The sequence below is a fragment of the Pseudomonas trivialis genome (assembly GCF_036864995.1).
In the GTDB taxonomy this organism is placed as follows: domain Bacteria; phylum Pseudomonadota; class Gammaproteobacteria; order Pseudomonadales; family Pseudomonadaceae; genus Aquipseudomonas; species Aquipseudomonas trivialis.
The window spans coordinates 1834790-1852061 of sequence record NZ_CP142151.1; the positions used below are offsets into that span (position 1 = coordinate 1834790).

Consider the following 17272-nt stretch of genomic DNA (forward strand, 5'->3'; position numbering starts at 1 on the left):
ATGATCAAGCCCGCCCCCAAAACCCGTCGCGCTCCCAAAGGTGAAAAACGCCGCGAAGAGCTGCTCGACGCTGCCTTGCAGGTGTTTTCCCTGGAAGGCTACAGCGGTGCATCCGTGGCCCGGGTGGCGGCGATTGCCGGCATCTCAGTGGCCGGCCTGCTGCATCATTTTCCCAGCAAGATTTCATTATTGATGGGCGTATTGCAGCGCCGCGACGAGGTGAATCAGCGGATTGCCGACGAGGTGCGGGCGGAGAAGTCGCTGTCTGGATTGCTTGGCAGCCTGCGCGCGATCAACCGCTCCAATGCCAGTGCGCCGGGGGTGGTGCGGGCTTTCACGATTTTGAATGCGGAAAATCTGCTCGACACTCAACCCGCCTGGACCTGGTTCCAGGAGCGTTATGCGGGCATTCAGCAGCGACTGCATGGGCAGTTTGCCGATCTGGTGGCGATGGGGGAGGTGCGCGGGGATGTGGACCTTGCCGGGCTGACCGAAGAGATCCTGGCCATGATGGACGGCCTGCAGATCCAATGGCTGCGCTTTCCCGAGCAGGTGGACCTGGTGGCGCGGTTTGATACTTACATCGCGCGGGTCGATGCAGCCATCAGGTTCGTCCCTGAACCGTGATCTATCCCTGAATCAGCCGATCAATTGCCGGCTGCGCTGCCCTGACTGCTGTCATCGGACATGTCGTAGCCATCACCTTCGCTGGTGTCGCTGTCGGTATTTTCGTTCTGCTTGAGCACGCCACCGGTCTTCACCTTTGGCGCTTCACGCAGCGTCGAATTGAGCGCCGAACGCGGCAACGGGTTGCTGCTGGTGGTCGACAGTTCCTGGCGGAACGAGTTGACCAGTTTGGCGTTCAGGCGGATGTCCTGGGACGACCCACCCACCGACAGGTTGAAGCTGTCGGCATCCACCACCCACTGCTTGCTGACCTCGTCAAAGTAGGCCAGCGAGCGGTCGTTCAGCTCGATGGTCACGCGCTTGCTTTCGCCTGGTTTGAGGAACACTTTCTTGTAGCCCTTGAGCTCTTTGGGTGCGCGTTCAACCTTGGGATTGTTCTGCCCCACATACAGCTCGGCCACCTCGGCACCGGCGACCTTGCCGGTGTTGGCCAGGTCGAACGACACCTTGATCGGTGCGCCGGCCACCGCGACCCCAGGGGTCACACTGATGTTGCTGTAGCCGAAAGTGGTGTACGACAGGCCGTAGCCGAACGGGTAGAGCGGCTTGATGCCTTTTTTCTCGTAACCGCGATAGCCGACGAACAGGTCATCCTTGTAGCTCATCTCGGCCAGGGTTTCCTGGTTGTCGAACTTGGGGAAGGTCGCGTAGATCGGGTTGTCTTCGATGTTGCGTTCAATACTGATCGGCAGCTTGGCCGATGGATTGACCTTGCCCAGCAGGATTTCCGCCAGGGCCTGGCCGCCGTTTTGCCCAGGGTAGAACGCATGCAGCGCGGCCGGCACCTGGTCGATCCAGTCGCTCATTTTCAGCCCGGTGCCGCCGTGCAGGGTTACCACGGTGTTCGGGTTGACCTTGGCGATGCTCTGGATCAGCTGACCCTGGAACTCCGGCAGGTCGAAGCTGTGGTCGAAGCCTTCACCTTCGTATTCACTGCTGTTGCCGGCGGCTACCAGCACGGCGTCGTACTTGGCCAGGTCCTGCGGCGCAACCAGCGATGCCCAGCTCATCTGCACGCCCACCAGACCGCCCATGGTCGAGAGGTAGCCGTTGCGGCGCGAGTACTCGAGCTTGATGTCCACCGGCTTGCCGGCTTCCAGGTTGACCTTGGCGAACACGGGGATGGTCGGCGGGATGCTGTTGTTCGGCAGTGGCTTGCCGTCGCCGTTGTCGAGCACCTTCTTGCCGTTGACGTAGAGGCGTACCGCACCGTCGGCGCGAATCTTGAACACCTGTTCGCCGCTGACGGTCGGGGTGATCTGGCCGCTGTAGCGGATCGACGTGGCCGCCGTATCGCCGTTCACCGGCAGGCTGTCGGTCGACCAGTCCAGGTCAACGTGCTGATCGGTGCGGCTGGCCGCCGGGTCGCCGGACCAGTTGGTGTTGCTGAAGAACTCGGTCTTCACGCCTTTGACGCTGTTGCCGTTGCCGTCCAGATGGGTCCAGTTCGAGGCGGTCGGGTCCAGGGACAGACTGTCGATGAACTCGACCTTGGCACCCGGTGCCAGTTGCTGCAGGCCGCTCAGTTCGCTGACGTAGTTGGCCGCCATCACGTTCGCGCTGCCGAAACCGGTCGGCGGTGCGTACTTGGCCAGGTTGCCCACCACGGCGATGGTCTTGACCTTTTTCGCGTCCAGCGGCAGCAGGTTATTCTGGTTCTTCAGCAGCACGATACCTTCGCGCGCCGCGTTCAGCGCCACGCGGTTGCTGGTGGCGCTGTTCATGTTGTGGCTGGTCAACGGCGCCTTGCTGTCGAACTTGTACAGGTAAATCTGCTTGAGGATGCGGCGCACCTTGTCATCGATGGTCGCGCTGCTTAGCTCGCCACTGTCCAGGAACGGTTTGAGCACCGTGCTGTTCATCTGGTAGCCCATCATGTCCAGGTCGGTGCCGGCCTGTGCGGCGGGCAGGCCGTTGACCACGGCGTTGTAGTCGCTCTGGACGAAGCCCGGATAGCCCCATTCTGTTTTCAGGATGTCGTGGATCAGGTGCGAGTTTTCGCAGGCGAATTCGCCGTTCACCTTCTGGAACGCACACATCATCATCGCCACCTTGCTGTTCTTCGAGGCGGACTCGAAAGGCGGCAGGGTCATCTCGCGCAGCACGCGCTCGCTGATGGTTTCGTTGAGATGGAAGCGGTTGCTTTCCTGGTCATTGGCCGCGTAGTGCTTGGCGTTGGCCCACACCCCGCGTGACTGGATGCCGTTGATCAGTGCCGGGCCGAGGCTGGCGCCGAGGAACGGGTCTTCACCGGATAGGTACTCGAACGCACGGCCGCTGTAGGGCATGCGGTACAGGTTCATGCCGGGGCCGGTGACGAACTGGTAACCACCACTGGCGGTGTCGTAGCCCAGGGCGCGACCCACGTCGATGGCGCGGCGCGGGTTCCAGCTGGCCGCCAGGTTCGGGCCGGACGGGTACACCACGCCCTGGGCATTGCCCTCGCTGGTGTAACGCACGCCCACGCCGCCATCGGCGCCGTGAATCTGCGGGATGCCGTACTGGCTCAAAGGCTTGACGTCCCAGCCTCCGGTGCCGCCGATGTAGGCGAGTTTTTCTTCCATGGTCATTTTGGCCAGGGTTTTATCCGCGGCCTTTTCCGCGCGGCTCACGCGGCCTTCATCCAGCGCCGGGCTGGTCGCCGCGTGCACCTGGGATACCGCCAGTGCCAGCAGGGCAAAAGCCGACTGCGCACCGATCATCTTGCGTTTACTCATGGGTCTCTCCAGTCACTGTTTATTGAACATGGCGCTGCAGCAAGTGTGTTCCAGCGCACACGCTCGTCACTTTTTCACAGGCAATAGTTGGCCATTAACGCAATTTTTAGCCGATGGCTAATTGCAATTACTTGGCGAATTTCACTGTTTTAAGAGTGTTAAAAATGTGTGAGTTATTCTTATAAGTAGTGTCTATGCGATATCATGCGATGGCATTTTGAATCGCAAAAACCCGATAATTAAGGCAATTCTTGCGGTAATAAGTCAAACAAAAGCTATTTTTTGCGCGAAATAAGAAATATTTCATTACGTTTTGGAACCAATACTAAACCTACCGGTCGATTGGTTTAAGAAAATGTCAGCCGGGGTGGCGAACTAATGGCTCTGTCCAGTAGTTCTAAAAGGCCATGCCCTAAACAGGCTGTCATATACACGGCTTTGGTGTAGGGTCTTGAGCAAGTTCAAGGCGCCACTCGAGCTAATCGCTGTTGTTGATCTGGAGAAAGTTGATGAAGATTTCCCTGTTGAGTGCCGGTGTTGTGCTGGGCGTTGCACTGAGTGGCGCGGCCATGGCTGCTGAATCCACCGATGCCGACGCCAAGTCCGGCGCCACCGATTCCACCGTGCTGACCCAGGCCCACGACGCCAAGGCAGCCAAAAAACAGAAGGCCGAAACCACCAGGGGCGGCCGCCCGCAGAACAGTTCGGGCACGCCGAAAACGTCCAACTAAGCGCAACCCTTTGCAGGAGCGAGCTCCTGGCTCCTGCAAACTATTCCTCTCAGACAGTCGCCCATGCCCAGCCCGTCAATGCCCCTCAATGCCTGCCAAATGCACATCCCGGATACCGACCAGGTATGCGCGTGGCTGATGCAGCAGGCCGGGTTGAAAACGGTTGACCTGGAGCGCGCCCGGCGCCTGTCCCAGGAATCCGACGACACCGAATTGCTCGGCCTGCTCACCCGCCTCGGGCTGGTCTCGGAAATAGAGCTGGCCCGCGCCTGGGCCGACCTGCTCGGCGCACCGCTGGTGCTGGCCGATGCCGCACCGCCGTTGCTCGACCCACTGCCGGCCCTGACCGAGCGCTTCATGCGCCATTACCAGGTGGTGCCCGTGGGCTGGAGCCAGGGCGGTTTGCGCGTGCTGGCCGCCAACCCCGCGCAGGCCTATCCGTTCCAGGCCATGGCCTATGCCTGCGGCGTACCGGTGTGGCTGGCGGTGGGCCCGCGCAATGAGGTCGAAACCCTGATCGAGCGTTACTACGGCCAGGGCCGCTCGGCCATGGGCACCCTGATCGAAAACCTCGACGAGCAGGGCGGCACGCTGGAAGACATCGAACACCTCAAGGACATGGCCTCCGAAGCGCCGGTGATTCGCCTGGTCAACCTGATCCTGCAGCGCGCGGTGGAACATCGCGCCTCCGACATCCATATCGAACCCTTCGAAAACCAGCTCAAGGTGCGCTACCGCATCGATGGCGTGCTGCACGAAGCCGAGGCGCCGCCGTCCAGCTCGTCGGCGGCGGTGATTTCGCGGGTAAAGATCATGGCGCGGCTGGACATCGCCGAGCGGCGCCTGCCCCAGGATGGCCGCATCATGCTGCGCATCCAGGGCAAGGAACTCGACTTGCGGGTGTCCACCGTGCCCACCAGTTTTGGCGAATCGGTGGTGATGCGCCTGCTCGACCGCCAGACCGTGCAGTTCGATTTCCAGAGCCTGGGCTTCGACGGCCAGCGACTGGAAACCTTCATTGAAGTGCTGGAGCGTCCCCACGGCATCCTGCTGGTCACCGGCCCCACCGGCTCGGGCAAGACCACCACGCTGTACACCGCGCTGTCACGGCTCAACACCGCCGAGCGCAAGATCATCACGGTTGAAGACCCGGTGGAATACCAGCTCGAAGGCATCAACCAGATCCAGGTCAAACCGGCCATCGGCCTGGACTTCGCTGGCGCGCTGCGCTCCATCGTGCGTCAGGACCCGGACGTGATCATGATCGGTGAAATCCGCGACCTCGAAACCTGCCGCATCGCCATCCAGTCTTCGCTGACCGGCCACCTGGTGCTCTCGACCCTGCACACCAACAGTGCGGCGGCGAGTATCACGCGCCTGTTGGACATGGGCGTCGAAAGCTACCTGATCGCCTCGACGGTCAACGGCATCCTCGCCCAGCGCCTGGTGCGCCGTCTTGACCCGGCCACGCGTGAAGCCTTCGAAGCGCCGCCGGAACTGATCGCCGAACACGGCCTGGACCGCTTTACCGAACAACGCCCGATCCTGCTTTACCGCCCCCGCGCCGACGCGCCGGGCGGCGGCTATCATGGGCGTAGCGCAATCACCGAATTGCTGGTGATGAACGACGAACTGCGCAGCCTGCTGATGCGCCAGGCCGACGCCGCTACCCTCGAGCAGGCCGCCCGCCGTGGCGGTCTGCGCACCTTGCATGAAGAGGGCCTGCGTCAGGCCGTGGCGGGTGTCACCTCGCTGGAAGAAGTGCTGCGCGTCACCCGTGGAGATGGCGCATGAGCCTGTTCAAATACCGCGCCCTCGACAGCCAGGGCCAGCCGCAAAACGGCACCCTTGAAGCCAGGGACCAAGACGCCGCCGTTGCCGCGCTGCACAAGCGCGGCCTGCTGTTGTTGCACATCGATGTGGCCGGCGCCCAGGGCCTGCGCAAGGCCTTCGGCCGTGGCCAGTTGAACGGCGCGGCGCTGGTCAGTTTCACCCAGCAACTGGCAACCCTGCTCGGCGCCGGGCAACCCCTGGAACGTTCCCTGGGCATCCTGCTCAAACAGCCTGACCAGCCGCAGACCCGCGCGCTGATCGAGCGCATTCGCGAACACGTCAAGGCCGGCCAGCCGTTATCCAAAGCGCTGGAGGAGGAGGGCAGCCAGTTCTCGCCGCTGTACCTGAGCATGGTGCGCGCCGGCGAGGCCGGTGGCGCCCTGGAAAATACCTTGCGTCAGCTCAGTGATTACCTGGAGCGCAGCCAGCTGTTGAGAGGGGAAGTGATCAACGCGCTGATCTACCCCGCGTTTCTGGTGGTCGGCGTGCTCGGTTCGCTGGCCCTTCTGCTGGCGTACGTGGTGCCGCAATTCGTACCGATCTTCAAGGACCTGGGCGTGCCGATCCCGTTGATCACCGAAGTGATCCTCGGTCTCGGGCAGTTTCTGGGTGCGTATGGGCTGGCCGTGCTGGCCGGCCTGATCGTCGCCTGCTGGACACTGGCGGCACGCCTGCGCGACCCGCAGCGGCGTGAGCGTTACGACCGCCGCCTGCTCGGCATCCGCGTGATCGGCCCGTTGTTGCAACGCGTCGAGGCGGCCCGCTTGACGCGCACCCTTGGCACCTTGCTCAGCAATGGCGTGGCGCTGCTGCAAGCGCTGGTCATCGCGCGGCAGGTTTGCACCAACCGTGCGCTGCAGGCCCAGGTCGCTGACGCCGCCGATTCGGTCAAGGGCGGCGGCACCCTGGCCAGCGCCTTTGGCGCGCAACCACTGCTGCCCGACCTGGCCCTGCAAATGATTGAAGTCGGCGAACAGGCCGGCGAACTCGACAGCATGCTGCTCAAGGTCGCCGACGTGTTCGACGTGGAGGCCAAGCGCGGCATCGACCGCCTGCTGGCCGCCCTGGTGCCGTCCCTGACCGTGGTCATGGCGGTGCTGGTGGCGGTGATCATGCTGGCGATCATGCTGCCGCTGATGAGCCTGACCAGCAATATATGAACCCTTGAGGAAACAACCCATGCGTCACACCCGATTCAAGCCTGCCCGCCGCCAGGGCGGTTTCACCCTGCTGGAAATGCTCGCAGTGATCGTGCTGCTGGGCATCGTCGCCACCATCGTGGTGCGCCAGGTCGGCGGCAACGTCGACAAGGGCAAGTACGGCGCCGGCAAGGCGCAACTGGCCAGCCTGGGCATGAAGATCGAAAGCTACGGATTGGACGTCGGCTCGCCGCCCAAGTCCCTGCAGCAACTGGTCGAAAAGCCGGGCAACACCGCCGGTTGGGCCGGCCCGTACGCCAAGCAGTCGGACCTCAAGGACCCGTTCGGCCATGCCTTCGGCTATCGCTTCCCCGGCGAGCACGGCGCGTTCGACCTGATCTTCTACGGCCAGGATGGCCAGCCCGGCGGCGAAGGCTACAGCGCCGACCTGGGCAACTGGGAATAAACCTGCGCCCATGCCCAACCTCCAACGCGGCTTTACCTTGCTCGAAATGCTGGTGGTGATCGTGCTGATCAGCATCGCGGCCGGCCTGGTGGGGTTTGGCCTGCAACAAGGCCTGCGCGCGGCAAAAGAACGCCAGGTGGTGGGGCAGATGGTCGAAGCGCTGCGCAGCACGCGGGCACGGGCCATTGTCAGCGGCACGGCGCAACACACCGTGTTCGACTTGCGCAGGCTGAGCTTTGCCGCGCCGGGCCGACCAACAAAATACTGGCCGGCCGATCTGCAGGTCACCTTGCACACCGCTGAACAGGCAGGTTCCACCGTGGAGTTCTACCCGGATGGCAGTTCCACCGGCGGCAACCTGCTGTTGGCCAACGGCACTCGGCGCTGGCGCATCGACGTTGGCTGGCTGACCGGCAGCGTAGAATCCAGGGCCTTGCCATGAAGCGCCAGCGCGGTTTTACCCTGCTGGAAATGCTCGCCGCGCTGACGCTCATGGCCATCTGCAGCACGGTGTTGCTGGTCGCTTTCGGCCAGAGCGCGCGCTCGTTGTTGCAGGTCAATCACAGTGATCGCCTGACCCTCGCGGCGCAGAGCCTGCTGGACCAGGAAACCATGGGGCCGCTGGCCAGCGAGGTGCGCCAGGGCGAGTTCGATGGAATCCATTGGCAACTGAACATCGCCCAGCAGCCGAGCCGCATGGGCCAGCCTCACCTGTTTCGCCTCGACCTGACCGTCAGCGAGGGCGCGCATCAGGCGCACTTCAGCACGTTGAAACTGCGTGCCGCCGGGGCCGGTTTGTGACGCGGCGGCAGCAGGGCTTCACCCTGCTTGAAATCATGATCGTGCTCAGCCTGCTCGGCGTGTTGCTGACCCTGGTCGGCGGTGCCTTGCTCGGCGCCAATCGCGCGGTGCTCAAGGCCCAGCGCTACACGGTCAGCCTGGATGAAATGCGTGCTGCCCAGCAGTTTTTGCGCACCGCCATCAGCGAGGCGCTGCCGCTGGACGTGACCGAGGACGACAGTCAGGCCGACGGTTTTTTCAGCGGCACCGCGCAGCGCATGCAGTTTGTCGCGACCTTGCCCGGTGTGCTGGGCGGCGGCATCCAGCGCTTTACCCTGCAACTGAGCGGCCCCGAGGCCGCGCGTGATTTGCAGGTGGCGTTCGCGCGGTTCGAGTCGGCGGCGCAGGTCAGCGTGCCGGCCTCGCGCGGCGAACCGCAGGTGCTGCTCAAAGGTGTCGAGGACTTGCAGTTCAGCTATCGCGGCGTGTCGCCCAAGGGCCAGGCCACCGGCTGGATCAACGAGTGGCCGTGGAGCAAGCGTCTGCCCTATGCGGTGCGCATCGACGCACGGGTGAACGGGCCGGTGCCCTGGGTCACCCAGGTGGTTGCGCTGCGGTTGAACCTGTCGGGCGGGGCGCCGGAATGATCAAGCAGCAACGCGGTGTCGCGCTGTTATTGGTGCTGTGGGTGCTGGCCTTGCTCAGCCTGCTGCTGGGCGGGCTGGCCGGCTGGGTACAACTGCAGACCCGCCAGGCCGCGTGGCATCGCCAGCACACCCAGGCGCTGCTGGCCGCCGAGGCGGGCGTGGCATTGACCCTGCAGGCCCTGGCTGATCCGACGCAGCGCAAGCAGTGGGTGGCCGACGGTCGTGAGGTCCCGCTGACGTTCGATGATGCGCAATTGCGCGTCAGCGTTCGCAGCGACCTCGGCAAGCTGTACCTCAACAGCGCCGACGTGGGCGATTTTGCGCGCCTGGCCCTGGCCTGCGGCGCCACCCAGGCCCAGGCCGACCAGTTGGCCAGAGCCCTGGAGGTGCGGCGCAACCAGGGCCATGCGCCGTTTCGCGTGGTGGAAGAACTGCGCCAGTTGCCGGGCATGAGTCGTGCGCTGTACAGCGAAATGGTGCCGCAGATCAGCCTGTGGAGCGGGCTGGACCGGCCCGACCCGGCGTTCGCCAGCCCGTTGATGCGCCGCGCCCTGAACCTGCCGCGTCAAAGCGCGGTGGGCGCCAACGCCGGTGATGTGCTGGTGATCGACAGCCGCGCACAACGCCCCGGCGGTTATCACGCGCAGTTGCAAGTCACGGTTTTATTGAGTCCCGCGCAAGGCAGCGCACAACCTTATCGAGTCCTACGTTGGCAAGAATGAATGAACATCTGGCCGCCCGCCTGCAGGTGCTGACCGAACCGGTCACACGGCGCTGGCACGGCAGCGTCCTGCAACAGGGCTGGCGGCTGTGGCTCAAGGAGCTGCGCGGCTGCGTGCCGGCATGGCTGCTGGTGCAGGATGCCGCCGAGCAGGTTTACCGCTGGCCGCTGACCGCGCCGGTGCAAGCCCTCGCGGGCGACGCGCGCCAGGTACTGCTGCTGGGCCGCGACGCGGTGCTGCGCCAGACCCTGCAATTGCCGCTGGCCGCGGCGCGCAACCTGTCGACGGTGGTCGGCTATGAGCTTGACCGCTTTACGCCGTTCGACGCCACGCAGGTGTACTTCGTCGCGCGCCAGGAGCGCCGCACAGCGACCCATGTCGAGGTGACGCTGGTGGCGATCCTGCGCGAGCGCCTGGACCGGATTCTCGAAGAGTGCGTCGCCCTCGGCCTGCGTCCCCATGCGGTGGACGTGGACGATGGCGCGGGGCAGGTGATGGGCATCGATCTGCTGCCGGCGCCGCTGCGTCCACGCCAGCGCCCTGCCGGCAAGGGTTTGCAGCGCAGCCTTCCGTGGCTGTGCGGCGCTCTGCTGATTGCGGCGATGCTGTTGTGGCTCAACGACCGCCAGCGTGGGCTCGACGCCATGCACCACAGTGTGCGCGAGCAAAAAGCCGAGGTGGCGCAGGTGCAGGCGCTGCGTCAGCAATTGCTCAATACCCGTGGCGCCGCGCAGTACCTGATCCGCCGCAAAATGGCGCAACCGCCGCTGGCGGCGCTGCTCAATGAACTGACCGCGTGCCTGCCGTCCGACACCTGGATCGACCAGTTGGAAGTCAACGATGGCGCCGACGTTTCGTTCTCCGGGCAAAGCGCCAAGGCCAGTGCCCTGATCACCCGCATCAAGGCCTGCCGCAGCCTGGAAAACGCCCAGTTCGAAGGGGTGATCCAGCCCGATGCGCAAACCGGCAAGGATCAGTTTTCCTTGCGCGCCCACCTGCACCAGGAGGCTGCCGATGCGCCGTCCACTGACACCCCGTGAACGCCGTGGCGCGGCCTTGATCGCCCTTGCACTGGTGCTCGGCGCCGCGTACTGGCTGTTGATCGACAGCTGGTTCGCCGGGCCGTTGCGCGCCATGGGCGAGCAGGCCGAACAACTGCGCGAGCAGCAGCAGCGTTACGCCGGCGTGTTGCGCCAGCGCGACAGCCTGCGCGAACAACTGGAGCAGGCGCGCCAGGACCCGGCGAGCAGCACCAGCCTGCTGCCGGGGGACGATCCCAGCGCCGTGGCGGCGGACCTGATGCAACGCCTCGCCGACCTGATCAACAGCCGTGCCAGCCTCGGCGGCGGCTGCAGCCTGACCCAGCGCATGCCCATTACCCCGGAGCAGGACGAGGCCGAGCCGTATCGCCAGGTCAAAGTCAGCCTGACCCTCAATTGCGCGATTGAACCGCTGACGGCGATCCTGCATGAGCTGGAATATCAGCGCCCGTTTCTGTTCGTCGATGAAATGAGCATTCGCCGTGGCCCCAATGCGCCCGCCAGCGGCGCCGTCGGCAAACTGGTGGTGCACCTGCTGGTGCGCGGCTACCTGCAACCGGCCGCTGCCGCGCAGGTGCGCCGATGATCAATCCATTGCGTCCCCTGGAGTGGGGCCTGCTCGGCGTGGCCGGGCTGCTGGGTGTTTTGATGGTCGGCATTCTCAGCAACCTCGGCGATGCGCCGCAGTGGTTGCCGCCGCCCGCGCCGGATGCGCGGGCCAACGCCTCGGCCACGGTGCTGGTGGCGCCGAGCGCGACCCTCGACAGCCTGGCCGGCACCTGGCAGGCGCCGCTGTTCAGCCCCGACCGCAGCCCCGACCGCGCCGTCGGCCAGGCCGAGACCTCCAGCCTGTCGAGCCTGACGCTGACCGGCATCGTGCTCGACGGCGACCTGCGCGTGGCCCTGCTCAAGCGTGCCGACGGCCCCGCGCTGAAAGTCCGCCAGGGCCAGACCCTGCCCAATGGCTGGGTGCTGGAACACCTCGACGCCCGAACTGCCCGTTTCGTACTTGATGGCCGCACGCAAACCCTGAGCCTGCGGGCCCTGCGTTTGCCGCCGCCGTCCAGCACACCTCCGATTACCCTTCCTCACGAGCCATCCCCTTGATCGATACCTACCCCGGCGCCTTGCGCACCACCGTGTTTTGCCTGGCCACCGCCGTTGCCCTTGGCGGCTGCGGGTCCTTCCCCAAGCACCCAGCGCCTGACGAGTCCCTGCTGCATGAGGCGCTGCAGGGCACCGGTTCGCAGCGCCCGGCCGTGGACCCGGCCAGTGAACAAGCGTCGCCCAGCAGCAGCCAGCCCCAGGCAAGCACGCCGCCGCAGCGTCAGTTGATTCGTGGCAACCAGCAGTTCGTGCGTCAGCCGGCCGCGAGCCGCGCTGGCAAGGAGGACGCCGGCGGCGACATCGTGTTCAACTTCGCCGACCAGCCCATCGAGGCGGTCATCAACAGCGTGATGGGCGACCTCCTGCACGAGAGCTACAGCATTGCCCAGGGTGTGAAAGGCAACGTCAGCTTTTCCACCTCCAAGCCGGTGAACAAACAGCAGGCGCTGTCGATTCTCGAAACCCTGTTGTCGTGGACCGACAACGCCATGATCAAGCAGGGCAACCGCTATGTGATCCTGCCGGCCAACCAGGCGGTGTCGGGCAAGCTGGTGCCGCAGATGCGCGTGTCGCAACCGTCCAGCGGCCTGTCGGCGCGGCTGTTTCCGTTGCGCTACATCTCGGCCACCGAGATGCAGAAACTGCTCAAGCCGTTCGCCCGGGAAAATGCATTTTTGCTGGTGGACCCGGCGCGCAACGTACTCAGCCTGGCCGGCACGCCCGAGGAATTGGCCAACTATCAGGACACCATCGACACCTTCGATGTGGACTGGCTCAAGGGCATGTCGGTGGGCGTGTTCGGCCTGCAACGCGCGTCCGTGGCCGAGCTGATGCCCGAGCTGCAAAAGATGTTCGGCCCCGACAGCGGCATGCCCCTGGCGGGCATGGTGCGCTTTTTGCCCATCGAACGGACCAATTCGGTGGTCGCGATCTCGTCCCAGCCGCAGTACCTCAGCGAGGTCGGCGACTGGATACACACCATCGACGAAGGCGGCGGCAACGAACCGCAGATGTACGTCTACGACGTGCGCAACATGAAGGCCACTGACTTGGCCAAATACCTGCGGCAGATCTACGGCAATGGCGCGATCAAGGACGATGCGCCGGCGAAAGTCGCCCCCGGCCTGCGCACCGCGACCTTGTCATCGCCCGGCACCAACAGCACCTCCGGCAGCATGCCCGGCGGCCTCAATGGCAACGGCAATGGCATGGGCAATAGTCAGCTCGCCTCTGCCGAGCAAGAGGAGCAGGAACCAGACACTGAGGCCGAGCAGGGCAGCGACAGCGCCGAGCAGGGCGCCGGCGAAGGAGAAGGCGCACCGGCCAAAAGCCTCGACGCCGGCACGCGCATCACCGCGCAAAAAAGCAGTAACCAGTTGCTGGTGCGCACGCGCCCTGTGCAGTGGAAGGAGATCGAGTCGGCGATCAAGCGCCTCGACAATCCGCCGCTGCAGGTGCAGATCGAAACGCGCATTCTGGAGGTCAAGCTCACCGGCGAACTGGACCTCGGTGTGCAATGGTACCTGGGTCGCCTGGCGGGCAATTCCACCAGCACCACCGTGGCCAATGCGGCCGGCAGCCAGGGCGCATTGGGAGCGGGCGGTGCCGGCCTGGGCGCCGATTCGTTGTTCTATTCGTTCGTCAGCACCAACCTGCAAGTGGCGCTGCACGCGCTGGAAACCAATGGCCGCACCCAAGTGCTGTCGGCGCCGTCGCTGGTGGTGATGAACAACCAGCCGGCGCAGATTCAGGTGGGCGACAACATTCCCATCAGCCAGACCACGGTCAACACCGGCGCCTCCGACACCACCTTGAGCAGTGTCGAATACGTACAGACCGGGGTGATCCTCGACGTGGTGCCGCGCATCAATCCGGGGGGCCTGGTGTACATGGACATTCAGCAGCAAGTCAGCGATGCCCAGGACCAGCCGTCCAACAACGACCCGCAAAACAACCCGCGTATTTCCACGCGTTCGGTGTCCACCCAGGTGGCCGTGCAAAGCGGGCAGACCGTGTTGCTCGGCGGCCTGATCAAGCAGGACAACGCCGAGAGCGTCAGCGCCGTGCCTTACCTGGGCCGCATCCCCGGATTGCGCTGGTTGTTCGGTAACACCAGCAAATCCAAGGACCGCACCGAGTTGATCGTGCTGATCACGCCGCGAGTCATCACCAGCAGCAGCCAGGCACGGCAGGTGACCGATGATTACCGCCAGCAGATGCAGTTGCTGCGGCCGGCAAAATGACCACGCGCGGGTTCAACCGCGCAGGAACAGCTGCTCGACCTCTGGGTTGAGCTGATTGTTGGCGCCCAGGTACTCGATCAACTGCGCCGTCCTGCTGCCGCGCAGTCCGGCGGTAGTCAGCGTTTTGTCGTTGACGTAGGTGTAGAGGCCGGACACCGCAAAGGCCTTGAGCTGGGCGATGTGTCGGGCCTGACCTGCCAGGGTGCGCTGGAACGTCTCGCTGGCAAAGAACGCGCGGCGCGTCAGCGGGCTGGCGAAGGCGATTTCCATGATGGCCAGTTCTTCCCGCGCAGGGCTGGCATGGTGCGCGACATTCGGCGCCGGCGGATGCATGCCGTCATTGTTGAAGCGCGACGTCAGGTGCAGCGTGAGTTTCAGCACGTCATCGGCGCTGCCGAGCACGTCGGCCAGCTCATGGCTGAGATAGTCGTGCAGTTCGGCGAGGCTGCCGCGCGGGCTGAAATGCACATGGAGGCGGTCGACGCTGTCCGTGCCGTTGAAGGTGCTGTCATGCAAGCGATTGACGCGCTTTTGCGAGCCGTGCGGCAGGTCATAGGCGAGGGTTTCCTCGAACATGTTTTGTTCGTCGGAAAACAGCAGTGAGGCGGCCTCCTGGAACCGCTTCTGGTCATCAGCGTTGGCGAAGCCAATCTCGACGCCACCGTCCAGCTCGTAGTGTTCGATCTCGCTGATGCCGTCGGCCAGCGGCCACAGGTGCGCGTCCTGGTTGCGGTCGAAGTGATGCTGAATGTACAAACCGAGCCCGGGCAAGCGCGAGCACAGCGGCCCGTGTGCGTCGCGCCAGTAGGTGGCGAAGATGTCGTGGGGGACGCGCTCGCGACGTTTCACGGTGGTGTAGCTGTTTAGCTGGATCATCACTGGCTTCCTTCAAGACTGTATTCAAGAAGGTTGTGATCCAGCTGGCATCCCCGTCGTTCAAGATTTCTCCTCAATCGGCGGCTCCCGTGCCTCAGTCGGTTGCCGCTGGTGTTTCTTCAGCCGGTAAGCAAATTGCGCGCGGCTCAGCCCCACCAGTCTGGCGGCGGCAGCCAGGTTGCCGGCGTTGCGTTGCAGCGCCTCGTTGATCAGGCGTGCTTCCAGGCCGTCGATGGAAAAACCCTGGTCCAGTTGGCCAAGGGTGTCGAGCAGGGCAGGGCGCACCACCGCAGTGGCATTGGACAGGCTGCCTTGCCCGTCGAGGCTGTACGGGTCCGCCGGCATGGGTTCATTGCGAAACAGGTGCACCAGGTCGATGGCCTGACCTTCGTCGCTGGCGATCAGGCCGCGTTCGATCAGGTTTTGCAGCTCGCGCACATTGCCGGCGAAGTCGTAGCGCAGCAGCACCTTGAGCGCGCGCATGGTCAGGCCGGCGGGCGTGCGCCCGTAGTCCTGGCAGAAGCGCGTGAGGAATGCGTTGATCAGCAACGGAATGTCATCACGGCGTTCGCGCAGGGGCGGCAGCGCGATGGGGTAGACGTTGAGCCGGTAGAACAGGTCTTCGCGAAACGTGCCGTCGGCGACAGCCTTGCGCAGATCGATATTGGTGGCGGCCACCACCCGCACATCCACCTGGATGGCGCGCACGCCGCCGACCCGTTCGATTTCCCGCTCCTGCAGGGCGCGCAGCAGCTTGCTTTGCCCGGCCAGGCTGAGGCTGGTGATTTCATCCAGGAACAGCGTGCCGCCCTGGGCGCGCTCGAAGCGGCCGGGGCGCGCATGGGTGGCGCCGGTATAGGCGCCGCGCTCGACGCCAAACAGCTCGGACTCGATCAGGTTGTCCGGGATGGCCGCGCAATTGAGCGCCACGAACGCGCCGTCACGGCGTGGGCTGAGCTGGTGCAACTGGCGGGCGAACATCTCCTTGCCCACCCCGGATTCGCCGCTGATCAGCACCGTCGCCGGGGTCGATGCGACGCGCGCCAGGGCTTGCGTGGCGGCGTTGAAGGTGGCGCTGGCGCCGATCAACGTGTCACGGGCGTTACTGCCGGGCGGGCTGTCGGGCGTGGACGCGAGTGGCGGGGTGCCAGGCGTCTGCGACACATTCAGGTAGCGCAGGTCTTGCTCGACGTCACCCCATTGCGCGGCCGTCTTGCCCACCACGCGGCAACTGCCGTGGCCCATGCCGCGGCATTCGACTTCACGAAAAATCACCATCTGCCCAAAGAGCCCGCTGACGAAGCCCATGGCGTAGCCGGTTTCAGTCCAGCACACCGGGTCCTGGCCGATGCCGTACGCATTCACATGCTCATCGGCCTCGCACGAGTGGTGCCAGAGAAATTCGCCTTCGTAGAAACCGGAGTCGGCGTCGAACTTGAAATGCACGGGCTCCACCTTGGTCATGCCTTCCAGCGTGTGCAGGTGGGTGCCGGCGCGAAACACGGCGGCAGCATCGGCCTGGGGCCAGCGCTCGCGGATCAGGCGCGCGTCCCGTGCACCGGAGGCAAAGCCGGTGCGGGTGAACAGCCCGCGCGCCTGTTCCTGCCCCAGGCGCTCGATGATCTCTGCCCGCAGCGCGCCGAATGACGAACCGTGCAGCAGCACCATGCGCTGGTCGTTGAGCCAGATGCGCCCGTCTTCGGGCGAAAAGAACAGGCAGTCGGCAAGCTCCGCTGGCGTGGGCGAGCTGCTGTCGCTGAGCTGGCGGCTGTCGCCGCGCGGGTGATAAGGCGTGGTGGCCGCGTGAACGTCGGGGTGTGCGCTGAAGGGATGAGTCATTGTTATGCCCTTATGCCGTTCAGTTAAGGAAAATGTGTGGGCTTATTGTGGCGAGCGGGCTTGCCCCGCGTTGGGGGGCGGAGCGCCCCCAATCGAGCAAAACGCGGTGTACCTGATACGGCTCAGCGCCTGGTTTTGGGGCTGCTGCGCAGCCCAACGCAGGACAAGGCTGCTCGCCACAAGGAATCTGCGCTTAACTGAGCGGCGTTGTTGTTATGCCCCTGCAAAGCGTGTGATCGATATGAGTAACCGCTGAGATAGTTATTAAACATAACCTTATCAATTGAACAAGTGGCAGCGAGGCGGTTTTTGCTGACGTTCCTGTGCGTGTGCCTGAGCCGTGAACGGCAAGCCCCGACGCAGAGCCTTCGAGGCGTTATGTCAGCGCCTTGGCCTTTAAACGGCACAGCCTTTGCTCAAGGCTTGAGGCGGCGTTTGCCTTTGT

General features: G+C 64.3%; 16 protein-coding genes. 13 read left to right on the top strand and 3 right to left on the bottom strand.

The genetic code is table 11. The annotated features are described in order from the left end of the window. Positions 1–627, top strand: coding sequence for a TetR/AcrR family transcriptional regulator (locus VRB54_RS08290; RefSeq protein WP_338480314.1), 627 nt, complete (start codon positions 1–3; stop codon positions 625–627). A 20-nt stretch (positions 628–647) separates the two neighbouring features. Here VRB54_RS08290 and VRB54_RS08295 read toward each other — a convergent pair whose 3' ends face one another. Next, complete coding sequence (locus VRB54_RS08295; protein ID WP_338480315.1) at positions 648–3404, bottom strand: beta-glucosidase; 2757 nt, start codon at positions 3402–3404, stop codon at positions 648–650. A 509-nt stretch (positions 3405–3913) separates the two neighbouring features. On the opposite strand from VRB54_RS08295, the gene VRB54_RS08300 reads away from it, so the two are divergent. From VRB54_RS08300 to gspD, 12 genes are all read left to right on the top strand, one after another. Continuing rightward, positions 3914–4135 (top strand): hypothetical protein, encoded by a 222-nt coding sequence (locus tag VRB54_RS08300; protein ID WP_338480316.1) that lies wholly within the window; start codon positions 3914–3916, stop codon positions 4133–4135. 63 nt (positions 4136–4198) lie between these two features. Then, the gene (gspE, locus tag VRB54_RS08305; protein ID WP_338480317.1) at positions 4199–5929 is read left to right on the top strand and encodes a type II secretion system ATPase GspE; all 1731 of its coding nucleotides are present in this window, start codon (positions 4199–4201) and stop codon (positions 5927–5929) included. Beyond that, positions 5926–7128 carry a type II secretion system inner membrane protein GspF gene (gene gspF, locus VRB54_RS08310; protein WP_338480318.1) on the top strand — a complete coding sequence of 401 codons (1203 nt, stop codon included), beginning with the start codon at positions 5926–5928 and terminating at the stop codon, positions 7126–7128. The genes gspE and gspF overlap by 4 nt, the downstream gene beginning before the upstream one ends. A 19-nt stretch (positions 7129–7147) precedes the next feature. Beyond that, on the top strand, positions 7148–7573 hold the full coding sequence (gspG, locus tag VRB54_RS08315; RefSeq protein WP_003231965.1) for a type II secretion system major pseudopilin GspG: 426 nt from the start codon (positions 7148–7150) through the stop codon (positions 7571–7573). Positions 7574–7583: 10 nt separating this feature from the next. After that, positions 7584–8015 (top strand): type II secretion system protein, encoded by a 432-nt coding sequence (locus tag VRB54_RS08320; protein WP_057008264.1) that lies wholly within the window; start codon positions 7584–7586, stop codon positions 8013–8015. Then, a complete protein-coding gene (locus VRB54_RS08325; RefSeq protein WP_338480322.1) occupies positions 8012–8374 on the top strand; it encodes a type II secretion system protein in 363 nt (120 codons plus the stop codon). Before VRB54_RS08320 ends, VRB54_RS08325 begins: the two co-directional genes overlap by 4 nt. Beyond that, positions 8371–9000: a prepilin-type N-terminal cleavage/methylation domain-containing protein gene (locus VRB54_RS08330; RefSeq protein WP_209980731.1), complete on the top strand. Its 630-nt coding sequence runs from the start codon at positions 8371–8373 to the stop codon at positions 8998–9000. Before VRB54_RS08325 ends, VRB54_RS08330 begins: the two co-directional genes overlap by 4 nt. Beyond that, entirely contained in the window at positions 8997–9722 is a 726-nt protein-coding gene (locus VRB54_RS08335) for a type II secretion system protein GspK (RefSeq protein WP_057008261.1), read from the top strand. Before VRB54_RS08330 ends, VRB54_RS08335 begins: the two co-directional genes overlap by 4 nt. Next, a complete protein-coding gene (locus VRB54_RS08340; protein ID WP_338480326.1) occupies positions 9719–10762 on the top strand; it encodes a PilN domain-containing protein in 1044 nt (347 codons plus the stop codon). Before VRB54_RS08335 ends, VRB54_RS08340 begins: the two co-directional genes overlap by 4 nt. Next, positions 10737–11348 (top strand): type II secretion system protein GspM, encoded by a 612-nt coding sequence (gene gspM / locus VRB54_RS08345; protein ID WP_338480327.1) that lies wholly within the window; start codon positions 10737–10739, stop codon positions 11346–11348. Before VRB54_RS08340 ends, gspM begins: the two co-directional genes overlap by 26 nt. After that, positions 11345–11869 (top strand): hypothetical protein, encoded by a 525-nt coding sequence (locus VRB54_RS08350; RefSeq protein ID WP_338480329.1) that lies wholly within the window; start codon positions 11345–11347, stop codon positions 11867–11869. Before gspM ends, VRB54_RS08350 begins: the two co-directional genes overlap by 4 nt. After that, entirely contained in the window at positions 11866–14112 is a 2247-nt protein-coding gene (gene gspD, locus VRB54_RS08355; protein ID WP_338480330.1) for a type II secretion system secretin GspD, read from the top strand. Before VRB54_RS08350 ends, gspD begins: the two co-directional genes overlap by 4 nt. A 12-nt stretch (positions 14113–14124) precedes the next feature. Here the strand turns inward: gspD and VRB54_RS08360 are convergent, their stop codons facing one another. Continuing rightward, on the bottom strand, positions 14125–14988 hold the full coding sequence (locus VRB54_RS08360) for a hypothetical protein (RefSeq protein ID WP_338480332.1): 864 nt from the start codon (positions 14986–14988) through the stop codon (positions 14125–14127). 60 nt (positions 14989–15048) lie between these two features. Next, the gene (locus VRB54_RS08365; protein WP_338480333.1) at positions 15049–16827 is read right to left on the bottom strand and encodes a sigma 54-interacting transcriptional regulator; all 1779 of its coding nucleotides are present in this window, start codon (positions 16825–16827) and stop codon (positions 15049–15051) included. Between the last annotated feature and the right edge of the window lie 445 nt (positions 16828–17272).

What these genes read in the sequence shown, in the direction of transcription:
- VRB54_RS08335 (WP_057008261.1), top strand. Translation starts at nt 8,997, where the DNA reads ATGATCAAGCAGCAACGCGGTGTCGCGCTGTTATTGGTGCTGTGGGTG.
- VRB54_RS08300 (WP_338480316.1), top strand. Translation starts at nt 3,914, where the DNA reads ATGAAGATTTCCCTGTTGAGTGCCGGTGTTGTGCTGGGCGTTGCACTG.
- gspE (WP_338480317.1), top strand. Translation starts at nt 4,199, where the DNA reads ATGCCCAGCCCGTCAATGCCCCTCAATGCCTGCCAAATGCACATCCCG.
- VRB54_RS08320 (WP_057008264.1), top strand. Translation starts at nt 7,584, where the DNA reads ATGCCCAACCTCCAACGCGGCTTTACCTTGCTCGAAATGCTGGTGGTG.
- gspM (WP_338480327.1), top strand. Translation starts at nt 10,737, where the DNA reads ATGCGCCGTCCACTGACACCCCGTGAACGCCGTGGCGCGGCCTTGATC.
- VRB54_RS08340 (WP_338480326.1), top strand. Translation starts at nt 9,719, where the DNA reads ATGAATGAACATCTGGCCGCCCGCCTGCAGGTGCTGACCGAACCGGTC.
- VRB54_RS08360 (WP_338480332.1), bottom strand. Translation starts at nt 14,988, where the DNA reads ATGATCCAGCTAAACAGCTACACCACCGTGAAACGTCGCGAGCGCGTC.
- VRB54_RS08350 (WP_338480329.1), top strand. Translation starts at nt 11,345, where the DNA reads ATGATCAATCCATTGCGTCCCCTGGAGTGGGGCCTGCTCGGCGTGGCC.
- gspF (WP_338480318.1), top strand. Translation starts at nt 5,926, where the DNA reads ATGAGCCTGTTCAAATACCGCGCCCTCGACAGCCAGGGCCAGCCGCAA.
- VRB54_RS08365 (WP_338480333.1), bottom strand. Translation starts at nt 16,827, where the DNA reads ATGACTCATCCCTTCAGCGCACACCCCGACGTTCACGCGGCCACCACG.
- VRB54_RS08325 (WP_338480322.1), top strand. Translation starts at nt 8,012, where the DNA reads ATGAAGCGCCAGCGCGGTTTTACCCTGCTGGAAATGCTCGCCGCGCTG.
- VRB54_RS08290 (WP_338480314.1), top strand. Translation starts at nt 1, where the DNA reads ATGATCAAGCCCGCCCCCAAAACCCGTCGCGCTCCCAAAGGTGAAAAA.
- VRB54_RS08295 (WP_338480315.1), bottom strand. Translation starts at nt 3,404, where the DNA reads ATGAGTAAACGCAAGATGATCGGTGCGCAGTCGGCTTTTGCCCTGCTG.
- gspG (WP_003231965.1), top strand. Translation starts at nt 7,148, where the DNA reads ATGCGTCACACCCGATTCAAGCCTGCCCGCCGCCAGGGCGGTTTCACC.